Source organism: Ureibacillus sp. FSL K6-2830 (assembly GCF_038004145.1).
In the GTDB taxonomy this organism is placed as follows: Bacteria; Bacillota; Bacilli; order Bacillales_A; family Planococcaceae; genus Ureibacillus; species Ureibacillus thermosphaericus.
The window spans coordinates 20,443-39,871 of record NZ_JBBOQR010000002.1 but is presented as its reverse complement, the minus strand read 5'-3'; the positions used below and the strand labels follow the sequence as shown (position 1 = coordinate 39,871).

General features: G+C 35.0%; 32 protein-coding genes. 27 read left to right on the top strand and 5 right to left on the bottom strand.

Features of this window, described 5'->3' with window-relative positions:
• Positions 1 to 106: 106 nt before the first annotated feature.
• The 4 genes from NSU17_RS15875 to NSU17_RS15860 form a co-directional block, all read right to left on the bottom strand.
• Positions 107 to 1,276: a site-specific integrase gene (locus NSU17_RS15875; RefSeq protein ID WP_340705585.1), complete on the bottom strand. Its 1,170-nt coding sequence runs from the start codon at positions 1,274 to 1,276 to the stop codon at positions 107 to 109.
• A 105-nt stretch (positions 1,277 to 1,381) separates the two neighbouring features.
• The gene (locus NSU17_RS15870; protein ID WP_340705584.1) at positions 1,382 to 1,888 is read right to left on the bottom strand and encodes an ImmA/IrrE family metallo-endopeptidase; all 507 of its coding nucleotides are present in this window, start codon (positions 1,886 to 1,888) and stop codon (positions 1,382 to 1,384) included.
• Between the two features lie 136 nt (positions 1,889 to 2,024).
• Positions 2,025 to 2,558 (bottom strand): membrane lipoprotein lipid attachment site-containing protein, encoded by a 534-nt coding sequence (locus NSU17_RS15865; protein ID WP_340705583.1) that lies wholly within the window; start codon positions 2,556 to 2,558, stop codon positions 2,025 to 2,027.
• Positions 2,559 to 2,679: 121 nt separating this feature from the next.
• Complete coding sequence (locus NSU17_RS15860; RefSeq protein ID WP_340705582.1) at positions 2,680 to 3,039, bottom strand: helix-turn-helix domain-containing protein; 360 nt, start codon at positions 3,037 to 3,039, stop codon at positions 2,680 to 2,682.
• A gap of 161 nt (positions 3,040 to 3,200) precedes the next feature.
• Here NSU17_RS15860 and NSU17_RS15855 point away from each other — a divergent pair, with 161 nt between their 5' ends.
• On the top strand, positions 3,201 to 3,416 hold the full coding sequence (locus tag NSU17_RS15855; protein WP_340705581.1) for a helix-turn-helix transcriptional regulator: 216 nt from the start codon (positions 3,201 to 3,203) through the stop codon (positions 3,414 to 3,416).
• A gap of 95 nt (positions 3,417 to 3,511) precedes the next feature.
• Here NSU17_RS15855 and NSU17_RS15850 read toward each other — a convergent pair whose 3' ends face one another.
• Positions 3,512 to 3,844 (bottom strand): SWIM zinc finger family protein, encoded by a 333-nt coding sequence (locus NSU17_RS15850; RefSeq protein ID WP_340705580.1) that lies wholly within the window; start codon positions 3,842 to 3,844, stop codon positions 3,512 to 3,514.
• Between the two features lie 111 nt (positions 3,845 to 3,955).
• On the opposite strand from NSU17_RS15850, the gene NSU17_RS15845 reads away from it, so the two are divergent.
• The 26 genes from NSU17_RS15845 (at position 3,956) to NSU17_RS15720 (ending at position 19,429) form a co-directional block, all read left to right on the top strand.
• A complete protein-coding gene (locus NSU17_RS15845; RefSeq protein ID WP_168412130.1) occupies positions 3,956 to 4,198 on the top strand; it encodes a hypothetical protein in 243 nt (80 codons plus the stop codon).
• 130 nt (positions 4,199 to 4,328) lie between these two features.
• Positions 4,329 to 4,850 (top strand): helix-turn-helix domain-containing protein, encoded by a 522-nt coding sequence (locus tag NSU17_RS15840; protein WP_340705579.1) that lies wholly within the window; start codon positions 4,329 to 4,331, stop codon positions 4,848 to 4,850.
• Between the two features lie 422 nt (positions 4,851 to 5,272).
• Complete coding sequence (locus NSU17_RS15835; protein ID WP_340705578.1) at positions 5,273 to 5,542, top strand: hypothetical protein; 270 nt, start codon at positions 5,273 to 5,275, stop codon at positions 5,540 to 5,542.
• Positions 5,543 to 5,638: 96 nt separating this feature from the next.
• On the top strand, positions 5,639 to 5,839 hold the full coding sequence (locus NSU17_RS15830; protein WP_340705577.1) for a hypothetical protein: 201 nt from the start codon (positions 5,639 to 5,641) through the stop codon (positions 5,837 to 5,839).
• 46 nt (positions 5,840 to 5,885) lie between these two features.
• Positions 5,886 to 6,542, top strand: coding sequence for an ORF6N domain-containing protein (locus NSU17_RS15825; protein ID WP_340705576.1), 657 nt, complete (start codon positions 5,886 to 5,888; stop codon positions 6,540 to 6,542).
• Positions 6,539 to 6,694, top strand: a complete 156-nt coding sequence (locus tag NSU17_RS15820; RefSeq protein WP_340705575.1) for a DUF6906 family protein — start codon at positions 6,539 to 6,541, stop codon at positions 6,692 to 6,694. Before NSU17_RS15825 ends, NSU17_RS15820 begins: the two co-directional genes overlap by 4 nt.
• Before the next feature lie 12 nt (positions 6,695 to 6,706).
• The gene (locus tag NSU17_RS15815; protein WP_340705574.1) at positions 6,707 to 7,639 is read left to right on the top strand and encodes a DnaD domain-containing protein; all 933 of its coding nucleotides are present in this window, start codon (positions 6,707 to 6,709) and stop codon (positions 7,637 to 7,639) included.
• Positions 7,632 to 7,802, top strand: coding sequence for a hypothetical protein (locus tag NSU17_RS15810; protein WP_168412137.1), 171 nt, complete (start codon positions 7,632 to 7,634; stop codon positions 7,800 to 7,802). The genes NSU17_RS15815 and NSU17_RS15810 overlap by 8 nt, the downstream gene beginning before the upstream one ends.
• A 146-nt stretch (positions 7,803 to 7,948) precedes the next feature.
• Positions 7,949 to 8,518 carry a dUTP diphosphatase gene (locus NSU17_RS15805; RefSeq protein ID WP_340705573.1) on the top strand — a complete coding sequence of 190 codons (570 nt, stop codon included), beginning with the start codon at positions 7,949 to 7,951 and terminating at the stop codon, positions 8,516 to 8,518.
• Complete coding sequence (locus NSU17_RS15800) at positions 8,515 to 8,700, top strand: hypothetical protein (protein WP_141603274.1); 186 nt, start codon at positions 8,515 to 8,517, stop codon at positions 8,698 to 8,700. The genes NSU17_RS15805 and NSU17_RS15800 overlap by 4 nt, the downstream gene beginning before the upstream one ends.
• 60 nt (positions 8,701 to 8,760) lie before the next feature.
• Complete coding sequence (locus NSU17_RS15795) at positions 8,761 to 8,985, top strand: hypothetical protein (protein ID WP_340705572.1); 225 nt, start codon at positions 8,761 to 8,763, stop codon at positions 8,983 to 8,985.
• 176 nt (positions 8,986 to 9,161) lie between these two features.
• Complete coding sequence (locus tag NSU17_RS15790) at positions 9,162 to 9,353, top strand: hypothetical protein (RefSeq protein ID WP_340705571.1); 192 nt, start codon at positions 9,162 to 9,164, stop codon at positions 9,351 to 9,353.
• Positions 9,354 to 9,413: 60 nt separating this feature from the next.
• Positions 9,414 to 9,686, top strand: coding sequence for a hypothetical protein (locus tag NSU17_RS15785; protein WP_340705570.1), 273 nt, complete (start codon positions 9,414 to 9,416; stop codon positions 9,684 to 9,686).
• Positions 9,687 to 9,812: 126 nt separating this feature from the next.
• Positions 9,813 to 10,088 carry a hypothetical protein gene (locus NSU17_RS15780; RefSeq protein WP_340705569.1) on the top strand — a complete coding sequence of 92 codons (276 nt, stop codon included), beginning with the start codon at positions 9,813 to 9,815 and terminating at the stop codon, positions 10,086 to 10,088.
• A gap of 28 nt (positions 10,089 to 10,116) precedes the next feature.
• A complete protein-coding gene (locus tag NSU17_RS15775) occupies positions 10,117 to 10,524 on the top strand; it encodes a hypothetical protein (protein WP_340705568.1) in 408 nt (135 codons plus the stop codon).
• A 324-nt stretch (positions 10,525 to 10,848) separates the two neighbouring features.
• Positions 10,849 to 11,043 (top strand): XtrA/YqaO family protein, encoded by a 195-nt coding sequence (locus NSU17_RS15770; RefSeq protein ID WP_340705567.1) that lies wholly within the window; start codon positions 10,849 to 10,851, stop codon positions 11,041 to 11,043.
• Positions 11,040 to 11,918, top strand: coding sequence for a hypothetical protein (locus tag NSU17_RS15765; RefSeq protein WP_340705566.1), 879 nt, complete (start codon positions 11,040 to 11,042; stop codon positions 11,916 to 11,918). The genes NSU17_RS15770 and NSU17_RS15765 overlap by 4 nt, the downstream gene beginning before the upstream one ends.
• Before the next feature lie 112 nt (positions 11,919 to 12,030).
• On the top strand, positions 12,031 to 12,213 hold the full coding sequence (locus tag NSU17_RS15760; RefSeq protein WP_340705565.1) for a hypothetical protein: 183 nt from the start codon (positions 12,031 to 12,033) through the stop codon (positions 12,211 to 12,213).
• 13 nt (positions 12,214 to 12,226) lie between these two features.
• The gene (locus NSU17_RS15755) at positions 12,227 to 12,691 is read left to right on the top strand and encodes an ArpU family phage packaging/lysis transcriptional regulator (protein ID WP_340705564.1); all 465 of its coding nucleotides are present in this window, start codon (positions 12,227 to 12,229) and stop codon (positions 12,689 to 12,691) included.
• Positions 12,688 to 13,251: a site-specific integrase gene (locus tag NSU17_RS15750; protein ID WP_340705563.1), complete on the top strand. Its 564-nt coding sequence runs from the start codon at positions 12,688 to 12,690 to the stop codon at positions 13,249 to 13,251. The genes NSU17_RS15755 and NSU17_RS15750 overlap by 4 nt, the downstream gene beginning before the upstream one ends.
• 561 nt (positions 13,252 to 13,812) lie before the next feature.
• Positions 13,813 to 14,379: a hypothetical protein gene (locus NSU17_RS15745; protein ID WP_340705562.1), complete on the top strand. Its 567-nt coding sequence runs from the start codon at positions 13,813 to 13,815 to the stop codon at positions 14,377 to 14,379.
• Entirely contained in the window at positions 14,348 to 16,156 is a 1,809-nt protein-coding gene (locus tag NSU17_RS15740) for a phage terminase large subunit family protein (protein ID WP_340705561.1), read from the top strand. The genes NSU17_RS15745 and NSU17_RS15740 overlap by 32 nt, the downstream gene beginning before the upstream one ends.
• A 3-nt stretch (positions 16,157 to 16,159) precedes the next feature.
• On the top strand, positions 16,160 to 16,393 hold the full coding sequence (locus NSU17_RS15735) for a DUF6148 family protein (RefSeq protein ID WP_340705560.1): 234 nt from the start codon (positions 16,160 to 16,162) through the stop codon (positions 16,391 to 16,393).
• Positions 16,394 to 16,410: 17 nt separating this feature from the next.
• Positions 16,411 to 17,967, top strand: a complete 1,557-nt coding sequence (locus NSU17_RS15730) for a phage portal protein (RefSeq protein ID WP_340705559.1) — start codon at positions 16,411 to 16,413, stop codon at positions 17,965 to 17,967.
• Positions 17,957 to 19,030, top strand: coding sequence for a head maturation protease, ClpP-related (locus NSU17_RS15725; RefSeq protein ID WP_340705558.1), 1,074 nt, complete (start codon positions 17,957 to 17,959; stop codon positions 19,028 to 19,030). Before NSU17_RS15730 ends, NSU17_RS15725 begins: the two co-directional genes overlap by 11 nt.
• A gap of 27 nt (positions 19,031 to 19,057) precedes the next feature.
• Positions 19,058 to 19,429: a head decoration protein gene (locus NSU17_RS15720; RefSeq protein ID WP_340705557.1), complete on the top strand. Its 372-nt coding sequence runs from the start codon at positions 19,058 to 19,060 to the stop codon at positions 19,427 to 19,429.

The window sequence follows — 19,429 nt, the reverse complement described above, 5'->3', positions numbered from 1 at the left end:
CACGCAAACTACCTTATTTGGATGGATATCAAACAGGAAGCTAGATATATCAAGGGGTAGGAGAGTGTTGTACAGATTTGTACCCCAAATTTTCCCCCATAACATGTTATTCGCTAACTTTTGAAACGACATTATTTAACAATTGAACTGCTTCAATTTCGACATTTTTATAAGAATGAGTATAAAATTTATTGACTGTATTTATATCATCTCCTAGTAAATAAGCAACTGTTTTGGCAGGCACTCCTTTTGCTATTAACATTGAAGTAAACGTATGACGTAAACCATGAGGCCCTATTCTTTTTAATTGATACTTTTCACAAATATAATCGATGGCATCTTCAATATAAGTTAACCCAATTGGTCTTGCACCCTTTGTAGTGATAAATACATAATCAGACTCAGTTAAACTTTCGCCTTTTGACCACTTTTTCTGAATACACCAAGTTCTGTACCGTTTTATTTGTTTTGCTAATTCCTCATTCATAGGGATAACACGATATCCATTATCTGATTTCGGTGGTCCTAATCCAGAACGTGTCCGTGCTTTAGTAATAGAAATCGTTTTTTTGTTAAAATCAATATCGTTCCATTTCAGTGCCATCAATTCACCTTTTCGCATACCAGTCATAGCAAGTGTAAATAACGTGGTATAACGTGTATAAGGATCATTTTCTTTCGCACATTCTAAAAACTTCGCTAATTCTTCCTCTGTATAATAATTTTCTCTAGTACTAATTGGGGCAGCACTAAAATCTAACTTTTTACATCGATTGCGAGGGAGAATCTCTTCGCTTACTGCAGCATTTATAGCAGACATTAAAGTTCTACAAATTCCCTCGATAGTAACTCTTTTTAACCCTTTTTGTACAAGTACATCAACTAATTCTCTTTGCACTGTCATACTTGTAATTTTTTTTATTTTGTAATGACCAATAAGAGGTTTTAAGTGATTTTCATAAGTTTCTAGATAATGAACATATGTATTCGGCCTCCATATGTTCTTTTTTGATTCCATCCAAATTTCAATCCATTGAGCTACTGTTAAATGGTCGTTCTCTACATAACGATCATTACCATCGAGTATATTTGCTTTAATTTCTATTAAAGCGCGTTCTGCTTCTTTTTCTGAATCGAAATTAGATTTTGTTTTTTCACGTCTTTTATTAAAGCGGTCATAATATTTATAGCGAAAAGCATATTTTTTATTTCCTTTCGAGTCCCTATACCAATAAATACCGTCTTTTTTTGTTTTGTGATACTTTACTCTTGGCAAAGTTTATACCTCCTAAATCGCACGAGAAGTCGTTTTTTAATGGCAGTAGAAGATTCTCCCTTAAAATCGATTATCTATGCCTAGAAAAGGTTTAGGCGGTCTAAATTAAAGCCAATTTGAAATAAATTGTTCATTATAAACCACATGCCGATAAAATAGGTTATTTAAATATCGCTCTAATCTTTTTTTAGCAAAGTTTTCTTCAACGCAAAAAAGTTCTCGAATCATTTTGATTGTTTCATATGTGGCATCACAGATTTTTAGCTGTTTTAGCATAAAAGAGGGGATACAAGCATGATACATGAAAAGATTAGCTTTTTCTTCTTGGTAATAAACAAATTCTCTTGGTAAGTTTCTCTGATTTCCAACATGCAGCAGGATATGTCCAAGTTCATGACAAAAATCTTGCCACTTTTGTTCTTCCGAAAGATAAGTATTTAAAAATATGTAAGATTGATTGTTAAAAAAAAGAGCTTGGCTTGATTCATACCAATGCAAAACTCTAATTCCTAAATTAGTAGAAATGATCTGATAACTCAGTTGATGCGGTTCTAAAATGTCCATTCTTGTATATAATTCGTGGACAAAATCTTCCATATACGTTTGACACATAAAACCAACTCCTACACACAATATATTAGAACGTATGTTCTGTTTTATTATAATAAAAAAATCCACTATTTACTAGCGGATTTTCCAGAAAATGATTTTTATATCTCTTCTTTTTTTGAAAAAAGCAGAGAATTAATTACCACAATTCCATAACCTTTCCGAATTCCTGTACTTCAGGTCTTAGAAATTCTATATCTGCAGCTTTTAAAACTACCTTTGCCATTGGTTCTTGGTCGTTTGGTACAAATTTTGAAGTATAAATTTTGAATTGGGAAACTTTAATATCATTTACTCGCACATAGATTGTGACAGTTTCAGCTCCGGCAATATCTTCTTGTTGTAAAAAGTCATATGCTTGCTTCAGAACATTCAGCGTCCCCATTCCTGGATCTGCATCTGGTGCCAAGTCGATAGCAACTGTAATATGTTGTGTAAATTCTCTTCCATCAGTTACTTCTACATTTGTGGCATATTCAAAAACAGAAGTGTCAATATTGTTTTTCTCCTCAACTTCTTCAACAACGGAATCATCTAAGATATCTTCTGTTTCTGATTCTGAGTTTTCTGGAATTGGCTCTGAAGAAGATTTATCGGTTGTTGCTTCTTCAGCTTTATCACTACAAGCTGCTAACAGAAAAATAGAAAGAATAAATATTAATGTTTTTTTCATATTCATCACCTCGTTAACTAATGAATAAGTAATCCAAATATAGATTATTTTAACAATAGTTTTGTATAAGAAATGACATGTCGGATTTTGACATGTCTTAAAGTGATAGTAAAATTTTTGTCTATTTATCTTTTTTTATCATTTCCCAAATCGCGCGTAGTTTCCGCAATTCTTCTTCATCTGATTTAGGTAATTCTTTATACCAAACTTGAAGTTCTGGATCATTAATAAAAGACTGGAATTCTTTATCAACTTCTTTGTGAGGTGTTGGATCCGGTATGTCGGTGCGTCCAAGGAGATAATCCACACTAACCTCAAAATAATCTGCAATTTTATTTAATATATCGAAATCGGGTTTTCTGTCCCCGGATTCATAACGTGATAATACAGCATTGGAAACGCCTATTTTTTTTGCAAATTCAATTTGTGAAATATTATGCTTTTCCCGTAGTAATTTGATTCTATTACCCAACGTATCCAATCATATCACCTCTCTTTTATACATTATTTTATAATTAAATCTTTATTTACCACAATGGTAAAAAAGTTATTTTGCCAAAAAGGTAAAAATATTGTTGACTTTGACAAATCGGTAATTTATACTTTAATTAAAGTTACCAATTAGGTAATGGAGGTGAGGGTATGGAAAAGCAATTAGTAGTAAACCTTGATTTAATAAAAAGATTAAGAATAAAAAAAAACATCTCAATTGAACAAATGTCAAAGCTTATGGGGTATAAAGGGTATCAAGGTTACTACTACAAAGAAAACGGAAGTAGAAAAATGAGTGCAGATGACATTGCTAAAATCTCTATTTTACTTGGAGTCCCGATAAATGATCTTTTTTTTGAAAAATAAATTGCCGAAACGGTAATTTTTAATAATGAAAATAGCGAAGTCGATTGAGAAATTTAAATAAGAAAGCCGTTGTACCAGCAACGGCATAGGAAATATCATTCGTAAAGCAAACGAGCAACTTGTTTCTTTCGGTTCTTCAATTCCTTTTTGAGTTTTTCTATCTCTTTTTCAAGTTCTTTATAGTGGTTGTACACATCACCAACTTCTGAAGAGTGAAAAGCTTTAGAAATCTCTACAATTTTAGAAATATCACCATCAATTAAATTTGAAGGTATTTCTCCTTCGATGATCCAGATGATGTGTTTGCATAATGTGCCCATTAATCCTGCTGGGCAATTGCATTCAGCTTTAAATGATTTTTCAGTAATTGAAAATTGAAGAGTATAGGGCTCTTCGCTACTTCCTTGTATTGAAAATGTATAAATCATTTAAAACACCTCCTTTCTTGTCAATATTCGACAAGGGTGAGGGAAATCCTACTTAGTTCATATAAAGAGGGTAACGTCATTTTGACGAAACCCTTATGGGAGGTGAAAAATGTGGTTAGAAAACTGCGTAGCGAGACAGAGGTCATGAGTGAGGAGGGTAAGACTCTTTTCTGGGATATTGATGACCTCGTGAGGGAAACAAGATATAGCAAAACATGGCTTGAAGAAAATTTACTTCGCGATCCACGTATTAGACGGTATCAACGTCAACCTTATGAGAGAGGTAAAAGAATTTGGTTACGTGAACCTACAGAAAAGGCCATAAAAGAAATCATCATGAATGAATGGTTATAAAAATTATGCAAGAACTTGTGTTTCTACTTATATTTTACTAGTATTTACAGTTTTTAGCGGTACATTTCGAATTCAATTTAGCAATCAATGTGAATTCGTATTAACAATTTGAAGAGAAAGGTGGACAGATATGAAACATAACAAAGTAGGACAAGCATTGAAAGAGATTAGAGGTGATAAAACCCAGCAACAATTTGCATTCGACATGGGCGTCGTTCGAGAAACCATTTCTAAATATGAAAACGGAAGAGCTCCCATTCCGCAAGATATTAGCAAAAAAATCGTCGCCAAATATGACGATCCAAAGTTCGCTATGACCATTCGAAATGCTTATACAGGGACGGGGCCAGTTTGGCTAGACGGAGAAAATGTAGATTTGCACCGATCTAGTGTTAAAGAAAAAACAATCGAGGAGCTACAAGAAGCATTAGAACACATCTTAAAAACATGTTTAGCAAAGCCTTTGAAAGCAATAAAGCTTTTTGAACACCAAGAAGTTGAAAATATGCTTATCGAAGCCGTCGATGCAATTACTGCACTAGACCACTTTGTAGCAGTCGTTTGCACAGAAGCAAAAATAAGTTATACAGAAATTTGGCAAAAGCATTACAGAAAATTAGCAAGTGCTGGTTATATTTCAAGCCTACAGTAAGGGGGATAGTATATGCGAATTAAGCCTCGTGCTTGGAAACATATGACTTTAAAACAAAGATTGATTGCTTTGTATTTAGTTTCAAATAAAAATACCGTCAATCGCTGGAACGACTAACGGTAAGACAAAGAATGATTCGAATTAATTTTTATTATATCATAAATCTTTTTGAGTAGCGAGATAATACTCGCTCTCATCAAGCAGTCTACAAGTTTGTTGGTTAGCGTCACTTATTTCCCCTTGTACCTTTCTCGTCACAAATTCTATACTTGTAGGCTGCTTGATGGGATTAGCAATCTATCTATAACCGAGCCCAGCTTCGCCAAGACCTCGAAAGAGCGAGCGGCGGCCATCATGGCTCCAGTGGCGACGACGTTGTAGATGGATTGTTAATACACCAAAACTTTGAGGAGGTGAGATAAATGATCAATAGAGTGGTGGATCTTGTTAATGAGCTGCACGAAATAGCAACAAACCAAAAGTTTGTAATCGCAATAGAAAGTTATAGAGGGGCAAAAGAAGTTCATGTTCCATTCACAGATGATTTTTTCAAATTTTTTAAACAATATGACATTCAACATCGTGAAAATGACAAATATCCATTCGAAGCGTTTGTTGAAATAGATGGAGTTAAATTTTTCTCTTTGTTGACTCAAAAAGAATACGAGGAATATGTAGAAAAAACTGCATAAAAAATGCAAGCACAAAAGGCTTGCTAAATACGATTTAAAAAAATTCACACCTTTATTATGGATGATTTTCTTCAAATATTCAAGGGAGGGAAAAACATGACAGCATATATCCAAAAGTTAAAACAATTTCTTTCAGACGAAAAAGAATTACTAACAGATTTAGCAATAGAAGTTGCGAATGCAGACAATGACCATGAATACAGAGAAGCGAAAGCAAAATATAACGAACAACGCATTAGAGTACAGGCAATTCAAGATGCAATTGATCTTGCTTCTAGCATGAAAGCAGTTAGTTAAATAGGGTGATAACAAAATGACGTCACCCTAGAAAGGAGAGAATGGTATGCAACAGCTTCAGGAACGGGAAATTATCGCACACAATGACATTCGGGTGCTGACAACAGCGCAGCTAGCGGAGTCGTTGAACACGAAAAGTAGTATTATCAATCGGAATTTTCAACGCAATAAAAAGAATTTTCTACAAGGCGTACACTACTTTGCGTTGACCGGTGAAGAGTTAAAACGGTTTAAAGCCTCCCGACAAAATGACGTCACCCTCAAATATGTATCGGTTTTGTATTTATGGACGGAACAAGGTGCCTGGATGCATGCAAGACACCTGAAAACTGAAAAAGCACGAACAGCTATGAATGCACTGATTGCCAATTATTTCAGCACATCAAAACAATTTCAACGACAAGAACATTTGCCAATTCCGTATGAAAGATTTATAGAAATCGAGAGGAAGGTGGAGTGGTTGGAACAACAATTACGGGAAGTCACTTTGCATAGCGGGGAGCAAATTCGTGTACGAAAAGCTGTTGCTGCACGTGTATATGAACTTTCAGAAAAACCGGGGTCTAAATCTAAACAACTGCTTTTTCGCGAACTATATGCAGCACTAAAAGAACGATATCAAGTCGGATCATATCGGGATATTAAGCAATATCAGCTACAAGATGCATTACGATTCATAGAAACGTGGGAGGGAAGATTATGAAGCGTGGTCGAAAGCTTACAGTGAACGAAAGCAAGTATATCAAAACGTTTCGACTTAATCCAAACAACTGGCTGATTAGCAAAAAAATGAGCGATCAATGGCTGCTTATTAATCGCTACACTAATCGAACTCGCATCATTCCTGCGCCATAAGGGGGAGCAAATATGAATTTATTGATCAACGAACCACCACTTCAGGTTTTACCATCACTTGCTGTAAAAATCGGATTGAACGAAGCTATAGTACTGCAGCAGGCGCATTACTGGTTAGGAAAGACAACGCACGAATTTGAAGGATATAAGTGGTTTTACAAAACTTACGAGGATTGGCAAACAGAATTTCCTTTTTGGTCGCTGACAACTGTAAGAAGAGTTATTAACAGTTTGGAAAAACAAGGTTATTTAATCAGCACTGACAAGTACAACGCATTGAAAATCGACAAAACGAAATGGTACCGAATCGATTACCAAAAATTAGTGAACAGTCCATCTGCTCAAAATGAGCAGTCGAGTTGTTCAAATTGCACAGACGAGATGCTCAAAATGAGCAATAAGACTGCTCAAATTGAGCACACCAATAACCATAGACTACAACATAGATTACTAACAGAGAATACTACAGAGATAAATAATATTGATGATGATAAAGAAGAGCAGTCAGCAGCAAAAACATCGGCATTCTCATTTTACGAACAAAATGGCTTCGGTACATTGAGTCCATATGTAGCTGAAAAAATTGGAGCTTGGATTGACGATCTAAACGAGGAACTAGTTTTAGAAGCTATGAAACTTTCAACAGAAAATAATGCACGAAACTGGAAATACGTTGAAACCATTCTTAAAAACTGGCATAACAAAAACTTTAAATCACTTGCGGATGTAGAAGCTGACAGAAAACGATTTGAAGCTCAAAAGCAACAAAAAAATAGCAGAAATAGAATCCGTCAAGAAAAAATACCTGATTGGTTCTACAAACGTAATGTTGATGAATCGCACACTGAAAAAACTGATGATGAAACTGTCACCGAAAAAAATATTGATTTTGAAGCTGAAAGAAAAAGAATTTTAGCAAAGCTGGGTGTTGAGAACAATGTCTAGAGAATACATTTTGATTCCCGTTCAAGAATTCTTGAAATTAAAACAAGCCCAAGAAGAAAAAGAATACATGGTAAAACTTATGCTCGAAATAGCAGGAGATATTACAGACTTAACTAGTTCATCACTTCGAAAAATGAGAAACGTAATAAAAAAGCACCAGTAAAACGCAGTATGGTAAGCATTTGTATGAGGGAACAGCATGAGTGAACTATTACATTCAGTTGCTTGGATAATTGTTATCTTAGGAGCATTGACGGCATTCGGTATAGAGATTGAAAAATGGAACCAATTGGTCAAAGGAGTATCAAAATGAATCTACAAAAGTTATTTGAAATACAGGCGGAATTGGATTGTCACATCAACAAAGAACATCCAGTGCAAGAAGGTGAAGATCGTCTTGCAAAAAAGATTCTCGCGCTGCAAGTTGAACTTGGAGAACTATGTAATTGTTGGCGTGGGTTTAAGTTTTGGAGTTATAAACAAGAACCGATAACGGGGTTATGGGATGATAGATTGAGGTTTCATAATCCACTCCTCGAAGAATACGTTGATTGTTTGCATTTTGTTTTGAGTATTGGGTTGGAAATTGGTTTTACAGAAGAACCGACTGGAATCATTCGTGAATATGACGTGATACATCAATTCAACAAAATGTTCTATATGGTTGGAGATTTTTACAACTTCTATATACGTTACGGCAAAGGCTGTGGACTTTACGATATGTTTGATGATTTGTTTGGACATTTTCTCGGAATTGGTGAAATGCTCGGCTTCACTTGGGAACAAATTGAGCGGGCATACCTTGAGAAAAACGCCGAAAATCATCGGAGACACTTACAAAAGAACCATAAAGCGACATTAAAGGGGGATTTTTTATGAAAAATTATAAAAGATTTATTGATGAAGAAATTGCTTATAAGGAACTGAAAGAATCGTTAGAAAAAGCACTTGCTAGACAACTTACAGAATTAGAAGACAGAAAAATGAAGTGGCTTGCTCGTGATGAATACGAAACTATAGGGGTATTTGTAGACATATTTAAAGAGCTTTCAGATAAATAATGTCGCAGTACGAAGAAAATGTGACACTTGAACCAAAGTTCAGAATAAAGGAGAGTATTTATGGATTTAAGAAAAGCGACAGAATTGGTTATTCAAGATGCTTTGAAAAATCATCAAGGTGGAATTATTTTTGAAGAACTTGAAAATATGTCTACAAAGAAGAGAAAAGAACTGGCAGTTAAATTAATTAATTCAGATGAATTTTTAGAAAGATTAACGTTTGCATTAGAAGATGTTATTAATGAATATTTTGAAGATTTTGGAGAAGAATATGATATTTATTAATAACACGAAGAAAAGGTGATAGAGCAAGAAATCAAATATTAGCAGATCACATTAACGAAGAATATCACAATGAAATAGAATTCAAAAACGGTAAATTGGTTTATAAGTGAGTGAATGTCATTTCGATAATTAAGTAGCAAATGAATGAAAATGAGAGATAAGGAGGAAGAAAAAAAATGAAAAGAATTTATCGTACTTATAATGACACAGAAGTAGCAACCATTGTTGTTAATATTAAATGTCCTTATTGTGGTGAAGAATGGCAAGAAGAACCACCAGAGTGTGGAGAAACAGTAGTATTAACTTGCGGTGATGATTTAGATGAAGGTTGTGGAAAACAGTTTGAAATGCACTTTGACGCAAGTTAATAATCATTTCGTAGATTAAGTGACAAATGAATCAGATTGTTCGTTTAGTGAGGGAAAAAAATGAAAAAAGGAGTTTCTATAAATAAAAATGATTTAACCGACTACCAAATCGGAAAATTAAAACATGCCTTTGGTTTAGATTATTCAAACAAACCTTATCGCAACTATTATCATTGTCCAAGAGATAACGAAGAGTGGGAAGATATGGTTTCAAAAGGGTATGCTTCAAAACGTATTTATGGACCAGGTGAAGTTGTTTATTTTGGAACTTTGAATGGATTGCGGAAAGTATTTAGAAAAAACGTTACGCAAGATTATTTTGACAAAATTTAGTCAATGAACACTTCGAAGAAAAGGTAAATCGATGCGATGGATTGGGCAGCACATGGCATTAAGTCATGTATCTATTAAAAACATCAAAGAATCGATTATTGAGAATATGTTGAAAGGGGAATGTAAATGAAATTCTATGAATTTATCGAACCATATTACGCTTTAATCAAAGCTAGAGACGAAGAAGCAGCGACAAAATATTACATCGAAATTGTTGCTGGCGGAGATGAAGAATTTAAAGAAATATTAGAAGAATGTGAATTGGTATCGGATTATTATGCTGTTGCAAAGTTCGCACAATCAAAAGGTGAAAACGGGGAAATGATGAAAATTGATGAAATCCTAGAGGTATTAGAAAGCGACGAACCTGAATTGTTATTGATTGATGGAAGTTTGATATAACACATTATAAGAAAAGTAGGTGACAAATATGAACAAAATTGAAATACGCAAAAAACGTGTTCAACTTAAAGCAGAACGTATTGCAATCCTTCGAAAAATAGATGAATTGCAGTCAGCTCTAGATTCTCAAAAAGATAGAAAGAAAAGACGAGAAATTCGCTTAGAAATCCAAAAACTAGGAAAATTATTAGAAAGTAAAGTTTTGTACAACATTAGTGATCATGAATTTGCTGATTCGAGCAATGATTATCGTGATTATGCAACTGGAAAGAAAAAAGCTTGGTCGATGCCTATTGAAAAATATATCATGTATAAAAAACGTGGATGGTTGGATAAAGACATCAGGAAAGCAGAAGGTATATCCAAGCATCAATTATGGAATTGGAAAAGAAAGAACGGTATTACCCGTGAAATGTGGTTGCAAGAGGCTAATTAAATAAAAGGTGATTCTAATGGTTTACGTACAAACAAATTTATATCAGTTTATTAGTTTATCAGATGATCCGGTATTCAGGAAAATAAATAATTTAAAAATTGGGGATGAAATACAGATTGATTCATTTAAAGTTCGAAAAACAGAGAGGTTTTATGAAGTAGAAAATGAGGATTTGCATGAGTTGTTTAACTCACTAGATAAATGCTATTCATTCATCTCATCCCTGATATAAAAAAGCTACGGTTTTCGAACCGTAGCAAAATACATAATAAAGCTTCCTTAAAAAACGAGGTTAGAAATATTATAGCATAGGAGGAAGCTGTAATGAGAATGAAAGAGTTAAAAATTTCTAATACTATCCTAAATCTTGATATAATGGAATTACCTGAGAGTTGTGTGATAATTTTATCAAATGGCAAAGCAAAATATGCCGAGCTTCCACCTTTTGCTGAGACAAAAATTATCACGCATCAGGGGCATGTAAAACGTGTTAAATGGGATGAGGGTGAAGAATTTTGAATCATACAACAAAATATTCGATTGAATTTAGATTACAAGGAAATGAGTTGGATGAAGAGAGTGGGTATGATTTATACTATTTATCTCAAAACCTACATGCTTTTCAACAATTAATTGACAAAACTTATACTACCTTAAAGAACGATAACAATAATAAAAGAGAAAATTTAAGAGTAAAAGTTCATAACATTAGATCTGGTTCGTTTTTAGCAGATATTTATATTGAAGTCGCAATGGTTATGGGTTCGCTACTCCCAATTGTTACTGAAGTTAACGCTAAAACAATATGGGACACCGCTAAGTTAAGTTTTGAATATTTAAAAGCAATACTAAATGCAAATAGGAGGGGCGAAAGTTTGTCAACCGTTGTCACGGAATCTTCAAATGTTAACATTGTAAATGCTAACGGTGACGTAATAATTAGTGTTCATCCAGATGTTATAAGAGTAGCTAATCAAAACTATCCAACTTTTAAGAAAATTGCTAGTTTAATTAATGAAAAGGGAGAAGAATTTACCAAGGCAACTTTTAAACCTGTCAATTCAGAAATTGAAAACGCAATTGAAATAGGTGTGGAAGAAAAAGTATTACTACAAAATAAATCTATAATAGAAGAAGAACCGATTAGATTTAAAGGAAAAATATTTAAAGCAGATGCAGAAAAATTAAATGGAAAGATGAAAGTGTATGGTAATTCTTCAATAATTGAAGACGGAGAATATAATTTCGAATTTCTAGATAAGAGTAAAATAATAATGAAAGATTATTTTGATGTTGAATGTGAATTTTTAGCCCTAAAGCAGACAGAATTTAAACCAGATACATTAAATAAATATATTAAACAATTAAAAATAATTAGCGTAGAAAAGTTATAGCTTTAATATAGAAGTTCTACCAGACCTCTGGAGGACAACAATTGATTGCAGTTTTATGCTGCCGTCATTTGTTGTCCTTTTTTTATTTAACAAATGAGAAGGAGTGATACAAATGAGAACATTACAGTCTGAACTAATCGAAAAAGGTTTTTATAAGAACCAAGGGAAAAAGAAAACTACAAACGACAAACCAAGAAAACACAAAGAAAAGTTAAGCAAACGAGAAATTGAGGAGTTAATGGGTGCACGAAGACCAAGGTATAAGCGCAATCGTGGGGCATTTAGACAAATATAAGGAGGCTATCAACATGAAAGAATTACTCAACAATGTAGATCGTGAGGCTACTCAAAAAAATCTTGAAAATGTTTTTAGACAATATCGCACGTATTTGTTGACTACTGACGAAGATTTAATGCCAAAGTTAACCACAAGATTCACCTTGGAAATGCCGAATTTCTCCGAATATAAAGAATCAAAGACTGAAATCGCAGTCATTAAAAAAATCACCTTTGAAGAAAATTATGAAAAGTTTATGAAATGGTTCAACCGAGGATTTAATCGTCTAAACAAAATCGAACGACAAATCATTACGAAAACAAACCTTGTTGAAGAGCCTAAGCATAATTATGAGATTTATAGAGAACTACATCTAACGGAACGTACATTTTATCGCATTAAAAGTAATGCTTTATATAAACTTGCTTTGTTTCTTGGAATTATTGTTTACGAAGAAAAGAAAAAAGCTGTTAAACCAGAGGAAGTGAAGCCATGAATTTTGTTCAACCAATTAGGGACGTTGAGAAGATCCGTGAAGTGAGAGCATTTTTGGCTTCAAAGAGTGAACGAAACGAGCTGTTATTTTGTTTTGGTATATACACTGGTCTTCGTATAAGCGATATATTGAGGATGAAAGTGAAAGATGTAAAAGGAAAAAATTATATTATAGTACGCGAACAAAAAGTACAGAACACAAGGACAAACAATAAAACTAAAAGAATTCCAATCGTTCCAAAACTCAAAAGATTGATAGATAAATACGTAGAAGATAAACACTTGGAAGAATACTTATTTAAATCCCGACAAGGTAAAAACAAACCAATAACAAGGGTTCAAGCTTATAACATACTTAGAGAAGCAGCAAATGAATGCGAACTAGATGAAATTGGTACACACACATTAAGAAAAACGTTTGGATATCATATTTATCAAGAAATAAAAGACGTTGCGTTACTACAAGATATATTTAATCATAGCTCTCCTTATATCACATTGAAATACATCGGAGTCAACCAAGACGCAATCAATGATGCATACACAAAATTGAAATATTGATATACGAAACATCCTTAATAGGGATGTTTTTATTTTGCTTGTTTTCGGAAGTAGAAAACGTATTTTCATTACTTTTTAACGATTTAATAATCTAGTGAACAAAAGACATTTACATAAAAATAGAATGTAAAACTCATTAAATTGAGATATATCAAAGCATTGATTTATCTAGCTTATAACGAAATTAAGATGTTTAACAGAATATAAGATATGTTAAAGTAGTGGATAGTGTCGATAATCCTGTGGATATTCAAGTTTATGATAAATATTTGATAATTGGGATAAAATGGGTGGCAGACTTTTGGCAGGATTTTGGCAGAACATTTTAGAAAAAGCATGTTAATATGGTATTAATGGAAAAGTTAGATACGACAGGCGTTGCAAGCATATTTGCAGCGCCTTTTATTTTTCTAAGAAAATAAAATTACGGGTCCTTCTGGAGCAATACAAAGCCTGCGGGTCTCGCGAGCCCCAAAAACGGTCTAGATATAAGCGTAAAAATTCGGTTCCTTCCATCCTAAGCGATTCGAAATATTATATTCGAAAAATGGTGGTGATTAGGTGTCTGCTAAATCTGATGTGAATGGTCTTGTTGTTAATACAAAAACAATCGCAAAAATGTTTAATATGACAGAGCGCCGAGTTCGTCAATTGGTCGAAGAGGGTGTGATAAGTCGTGTAGCACACGGACGATTCGATTTAATTGATACTGTCAACAAGTACATTAATTTTTTAAAACTTTCATCAGAGGGAATGGATGAAAACGACGTAACAGAATCATTAGAATATGAAAAATGGCTACATGAAAAAGCTAAGCGTGAAAAAGCAGAAATCGAGCTTGCTCATTTAAAAAATGAAATGCACCGTTCTGAAGATGTTGAAAAAGTGCTTAACCATATGATTATGGCATTTCGTTCAAAAATGTTATCTTTACCCACAAAACTAGCTAATATGCTTGTTAACAAAAGTGACCCAAAACTCATTGAGGTGTTGATTGAAAGAGATATTCATGAAGCGCTTCAAGAGTTATCAGAGTATGATCCGTCAATGTTCATTGAAGTAACTGATGATACTGATGAAGTAGAGGAAGTTGACGATGGTTCGCAAACACACACTGAATCTGTTTAAAAAAATTGCAAAAATAACAGCACCACCACCTAAATTAACCGTATCTCAGTGGGCAGATAAATACAGAGTATTATCGAAGGAATCATCAGCGGAACACGGTAAATGGAATACGGACCGAGCGCCATATCAACGGGAAATTATGGATTCCATTAATAATCCTGATTATGAAGAAATTGTTGTGATGTCCTCTGCACAAGTTGGTAAATCAGAAATTATCAATAATATCATTGGTTATCACATCGACTACGACCCTTCACCTATGTTATTAATGCAGCCTACTTTGGAAATGGCTGAAGCGTATTCTAAAGACAGAATTGCACCAATGATTAGAGATACACCTTCACTCGCCAAAAAAGTGAACAGTCCAAAAGCGAAAGATGGTAACAACACTTTGCTTCAAAAAAAGTTTCCAGGAGGACATTTGACACTAGTTGGTGCCAATTCACCTGCAAGCTTAGCATCAAGACCAGTTCGAATTGTATTAGCGGATGAGGTTGACCGTTTTCCGTTGAGCGCAGGAACTGAGGGAGACCCGCTATCATTAGCGCACAAACGGACAAAAACGTTCTGGAATCGAAAAAAAATCTCGGTTTCCACTCCAACTATTAAGGGGGCTTCAAGAATTGAGGCTGAGTATAATGAAAGCACAATGGAACAGTGGTGCGTATCGTGCCCGTCATGCGGTAAATTTCAACCTTATGTTTGGGAACAAATAAGATTTGAACCAGTTGGCATGGAATGTATTTATTGTAAATCACTACACACAGAAGTCGAGTGGAAATCAAGGCCTGGAAAATGGATTGCAAGGAATCCAGAAGCAAGAAAAAGAGGATTTCACTTAAATGCTTTCGCTTCACCATGGGAATCTTGGGAAAATATTATTCATGAATTCAAGGAAGCAAAAAGGAAAGGTCCAGAAACATTAAAAACATGGAAAAACACAACTTTGGGAGAATCCTGGGAAGAAAAGCCACAAGAGCATGATCATACAAAACTGATGCAGCGTAGAGAAGAATACAAACATGACATTCCAGAAGGTGTTTTGGTTCTGACAGCTGGTGTTGACGTACAAGATGACCGGTTAGAAGTTGAAATTGTTGGTTGGGGTCTTGGTGAAACTAGTTGGGGTATTGCTTACAAAATATTTTATGGTGATCCAGGGCAACAAGCTGTATGGGACCAGCTAGACGCATTTTTGTTAAAAGAATGGTTTACACCAGCAGGAGTAAAATTAACAATTTCTGCTACATGTGTGGATAGTGGAGGGCACTTTACATCAGAAGTATATGATTTTTGTAAGCAACGTGAATATCGAAGAGTGTTTGCTATTAAAGGTAAAGGTGGATATGGAATTCCGTTCATTTCTAAACCTAGTAGAGCAGGTATTAAAAAAGACACGTATTTATTTACAATCGGTGTAAATGAAGGTAAAGACACGATTTATAGTAGATTGAAAATTGAAGAGCCTGAAAAGCCTGGTTATTGTCATTTTCCTTTGAATGTGGAAAAAGGGTACGACGAGGCTTATTTTATTGGTCTTACATCAGAATACAAAAAGCCGAAGCGTGTTAATGGTTTATTTCGGTATGAATGGGTTAAACGCTCATCAAATGTTCGGAATGAGCCACTCGACTTGCGCAACTACGCTTTAGCGGCATTAAGAATTTTAAATCCAGATTTAGAATACTTGCACAAGAACAATCTTACTGGTGCGGTTTACAATCAAACCGTAAAACGCAAGAAAAGACGAAGAAAAGTGATTTCGAAAGGACTGTAATAAATGGCTTTTACGGTAAAAGAATGCAAAGAAAGGTTGCGAATGTGGCTTGATGCGGAAGCTGCAATTGCATCCGGACAAAGTTATTCAATTGACAATCGTCGGCTTGAAAGGGCGAATCTATCTCAAGTGCGTGAACAAATTAAGTTTTGGCAAAAAGAATTAGCAAAAGCCGAAGCAAGAGAAAGTGGACGTGGCAGAAGGAGAGTGACACGCGTTGTTCCTAGAGATTTATAGAAAGAGAGGTGAATAATTTGAATGCCATAGATAAAGCAATTGCTATTTTTTCTCCTGAAAAAGCATTGAAAAGAACGCATGCGAGAAAAAAACTAGAGTTATTAAACTCCGGTTATTCTAATGGCGGTGCAAGCAAAAGAAAAAAATCAATGCTCGGTTGGGTATTTAAAGGGGGGAGTACAAAAGAAGATATAGATGATAATCTAGATACTCTACGTCAACGCTCACGTGACTTATTTATGAACACCCCTTTAGCTACTGGAGCATTAAAAACAATTCGAACAAATGTAACCGGTGCTGGCCTCCGTTTAAATGCTCAAATCGATTATGAATATCTAGGTTTAACCGAAGAAGAAGCAGATGAATGGGAAACTACTGCAGAAAGAGAATTTGAATTGTGGTCTGAAAGTTTAATGTGTGACGCCATGCAAATGCATGATTTTTACGAGCTGCAACAATTAGCATTTCTATCATTTTTGATGAGTGGAGAAGTATTCACATTATTACCCTATCGTTCAAATCCACAAAATCCATACGGGTTACGAGTGCAATTAATTGAAGCTGATAGAGTTACTTCGCCCCCAGGCAACAATCCAAACATTATTAATGGCGTTGAACTTGGTAAATATGGCGAAGTTGTAGCTTATCACTTTTCTAAACAACATCCATTGTCGCTTTCTTCAGGTAAAAATGATTGGGTACGTGTAGAAAAATTCGGTAAAAAAACGGGTAGACAAAATGTACTTCATTTAATGGAATCAGAAAGACCTGAACAAAGAAGAGGGGTTCCGATTCTAGCTCCTGTCATAGAAAGTTTAAAACAATTAGATAGATATACAGAAGCAGAATTAATGGCCGCTTTAGTATCATCTTTATTCACTGTGTTTATTGAAACCGAAGATGCTGAAAATGATGGTCCGCCATTCGTAGATTCAATTCCTGAGCAGGAGCAAGTAGATAGCGAAGATGAAACTTCCTACGAAATGGCACCAGGATCAATTATTGCGCTTTCAGAAGGAGAAAAGGCAAATGTAGCAAATCCAGCTCGAAACAATGCATCATTTGATCCGTTTGTTGTATCAATTTGTAGACAAATTGGGTCAGCTTTAGAACTACCTTATGAATTATTGTTAAAACACTTTACAAGCTCTTATTCTGCTTCTCGCGGCGCGTTGTTGGAAGCATGGAAAATGTTCAAAATGCGTCGAGAGTGGATTGCAAAAAGATTTTGCCAACCAATATATGAAGAATTCTTAACAGAAGCTGTTTTGCTAGGCCGTATTCAAGCGCCTGGCTTTTTTAATGACCCGATGATACGTAAAGCTTACTGTAAAGCTGAATGGAACGGCCCAAGCCAAGGACAATTGGACCCACTCAAAGAAGTGAATGCAGCGATTAAACGTGTGGAGAATGGATTTAGCACCCGTACAAAAGAAACGGTCGAATTAACTGGAGGCGACTTCTGGAGAAATCATTTGCTTCGTATTCGCGAAGAAAAGGCACGGAGGGAATCCGGATTAGACGCTAAATATGAAGAACTTCAAAAGGAGGTGAGAGAGGGAGATGAAGATTGAAATCAAAGGACCAATTATTCCAGACAGTCACCAATGGGTATATGACTTATTTCGGATACCAGCTACTAGTCCATCAAAGGTTTCGAGAGTGGTTGAAAATGCTATTCGTAACAATGTCAAAGAATTAAATGTTGTTATCAATAGCGGTGGCGGTTCGGTTTTTAGTGCATCTGAAATCTATACCGAATTAAAAAAATTTGCCGGTAATGTCAAAGTTGAAATCGTTGGGGTTGCAGCAAGCGCTGCCAGTGTGATTGCGATGGCTGGGACCCATATTGCAATGGCTCCAACAGGGCAATTGATGATTCATAATGCAATGAATAGCGCAGAAGGCGATTATCGAGTGATGAATCATAATAGTGATTTCTTGCAAAAAGTGAATCGTTCAATCATGAATGCTTATATCTCTAAAACAGGGAAAACGGTGGATGAATTAAAACAATTAATGGATGCAGAAACATGGATGACTGCACAGGAAGCAAAAGAAGCCGGTTTCATCGATGAAATCATGTTTGAAAGTGAAGTGGGAGCAGTTGCAAGCATGAATATACCCGAATTATCTGGCGGTATGTTGCCAGAAGAAGTTATTAATCGGATGAGAGAATTGTTGGCAAGCCAAGAAGGTATTTCTGTTGTGAACAGTGTTGGAGTCCAACAAAACATCAAAGAAGGAGTGAATGAAATTATGACTTTAGAAGAATTACAAAACCAACATCCTGATTTAGTAGAACAAATTCGAAATGCAGCGAAAGAAGAGGCGATTGCATCTGAACGCAAACGCATTCAGGAAATTGAAAATATCGCTGTACCAGGTGCAGAGGAAATTATCAATAAAGCGAAATTTGAAACAGGTGCTACTGCAGGTGAAGTTGCTGTAGAAATTCTTCAAAATGATGCGCTGAAAAAATCAATGTTGCTAAAAAACATCAAGGAAGATGCAGAAACAATTAATCAAGTAGAAGCAAATGCACTGCCACAATCAAAAGATGAAGAAGTAGATGTATTGATTAATAAAGTGTTAGGAGACTACCGCAATCAAAAGATGAATAAGTGGATGTATTGATTAATAAAGTGTTAGGAGGTAAGTAATATGCGAGTTTTAGAGTTTGACAATCTTTTAGCTGGATTTCAGTCGGATGTGGTAACTGAACCGATTACAGTTGCGCCAGGCCAAGAACTGTCAGTCGGTCAGGTTTTTGCATTAAATGCAGAAGGACAAGCTATTGCTATGACAACTGCAAGCAACGCGACCGATGTTTACGGTATTATGGCAGATGCAATTGCCACAGCTACCGGTGAAACAAAAGAAGCAGTTTGTTATGTGTGCGGAGAATTTAATGCGCGGAAAATTATTTTTCCAGAAGGTGCTAATCAAGTAGAGTACAAAAAAGCATTAAGAAACATTGGAATTATTTTAAGAAATACAGTACCAGCTGATCCACAAGGAAAAGAGGAGGAATAA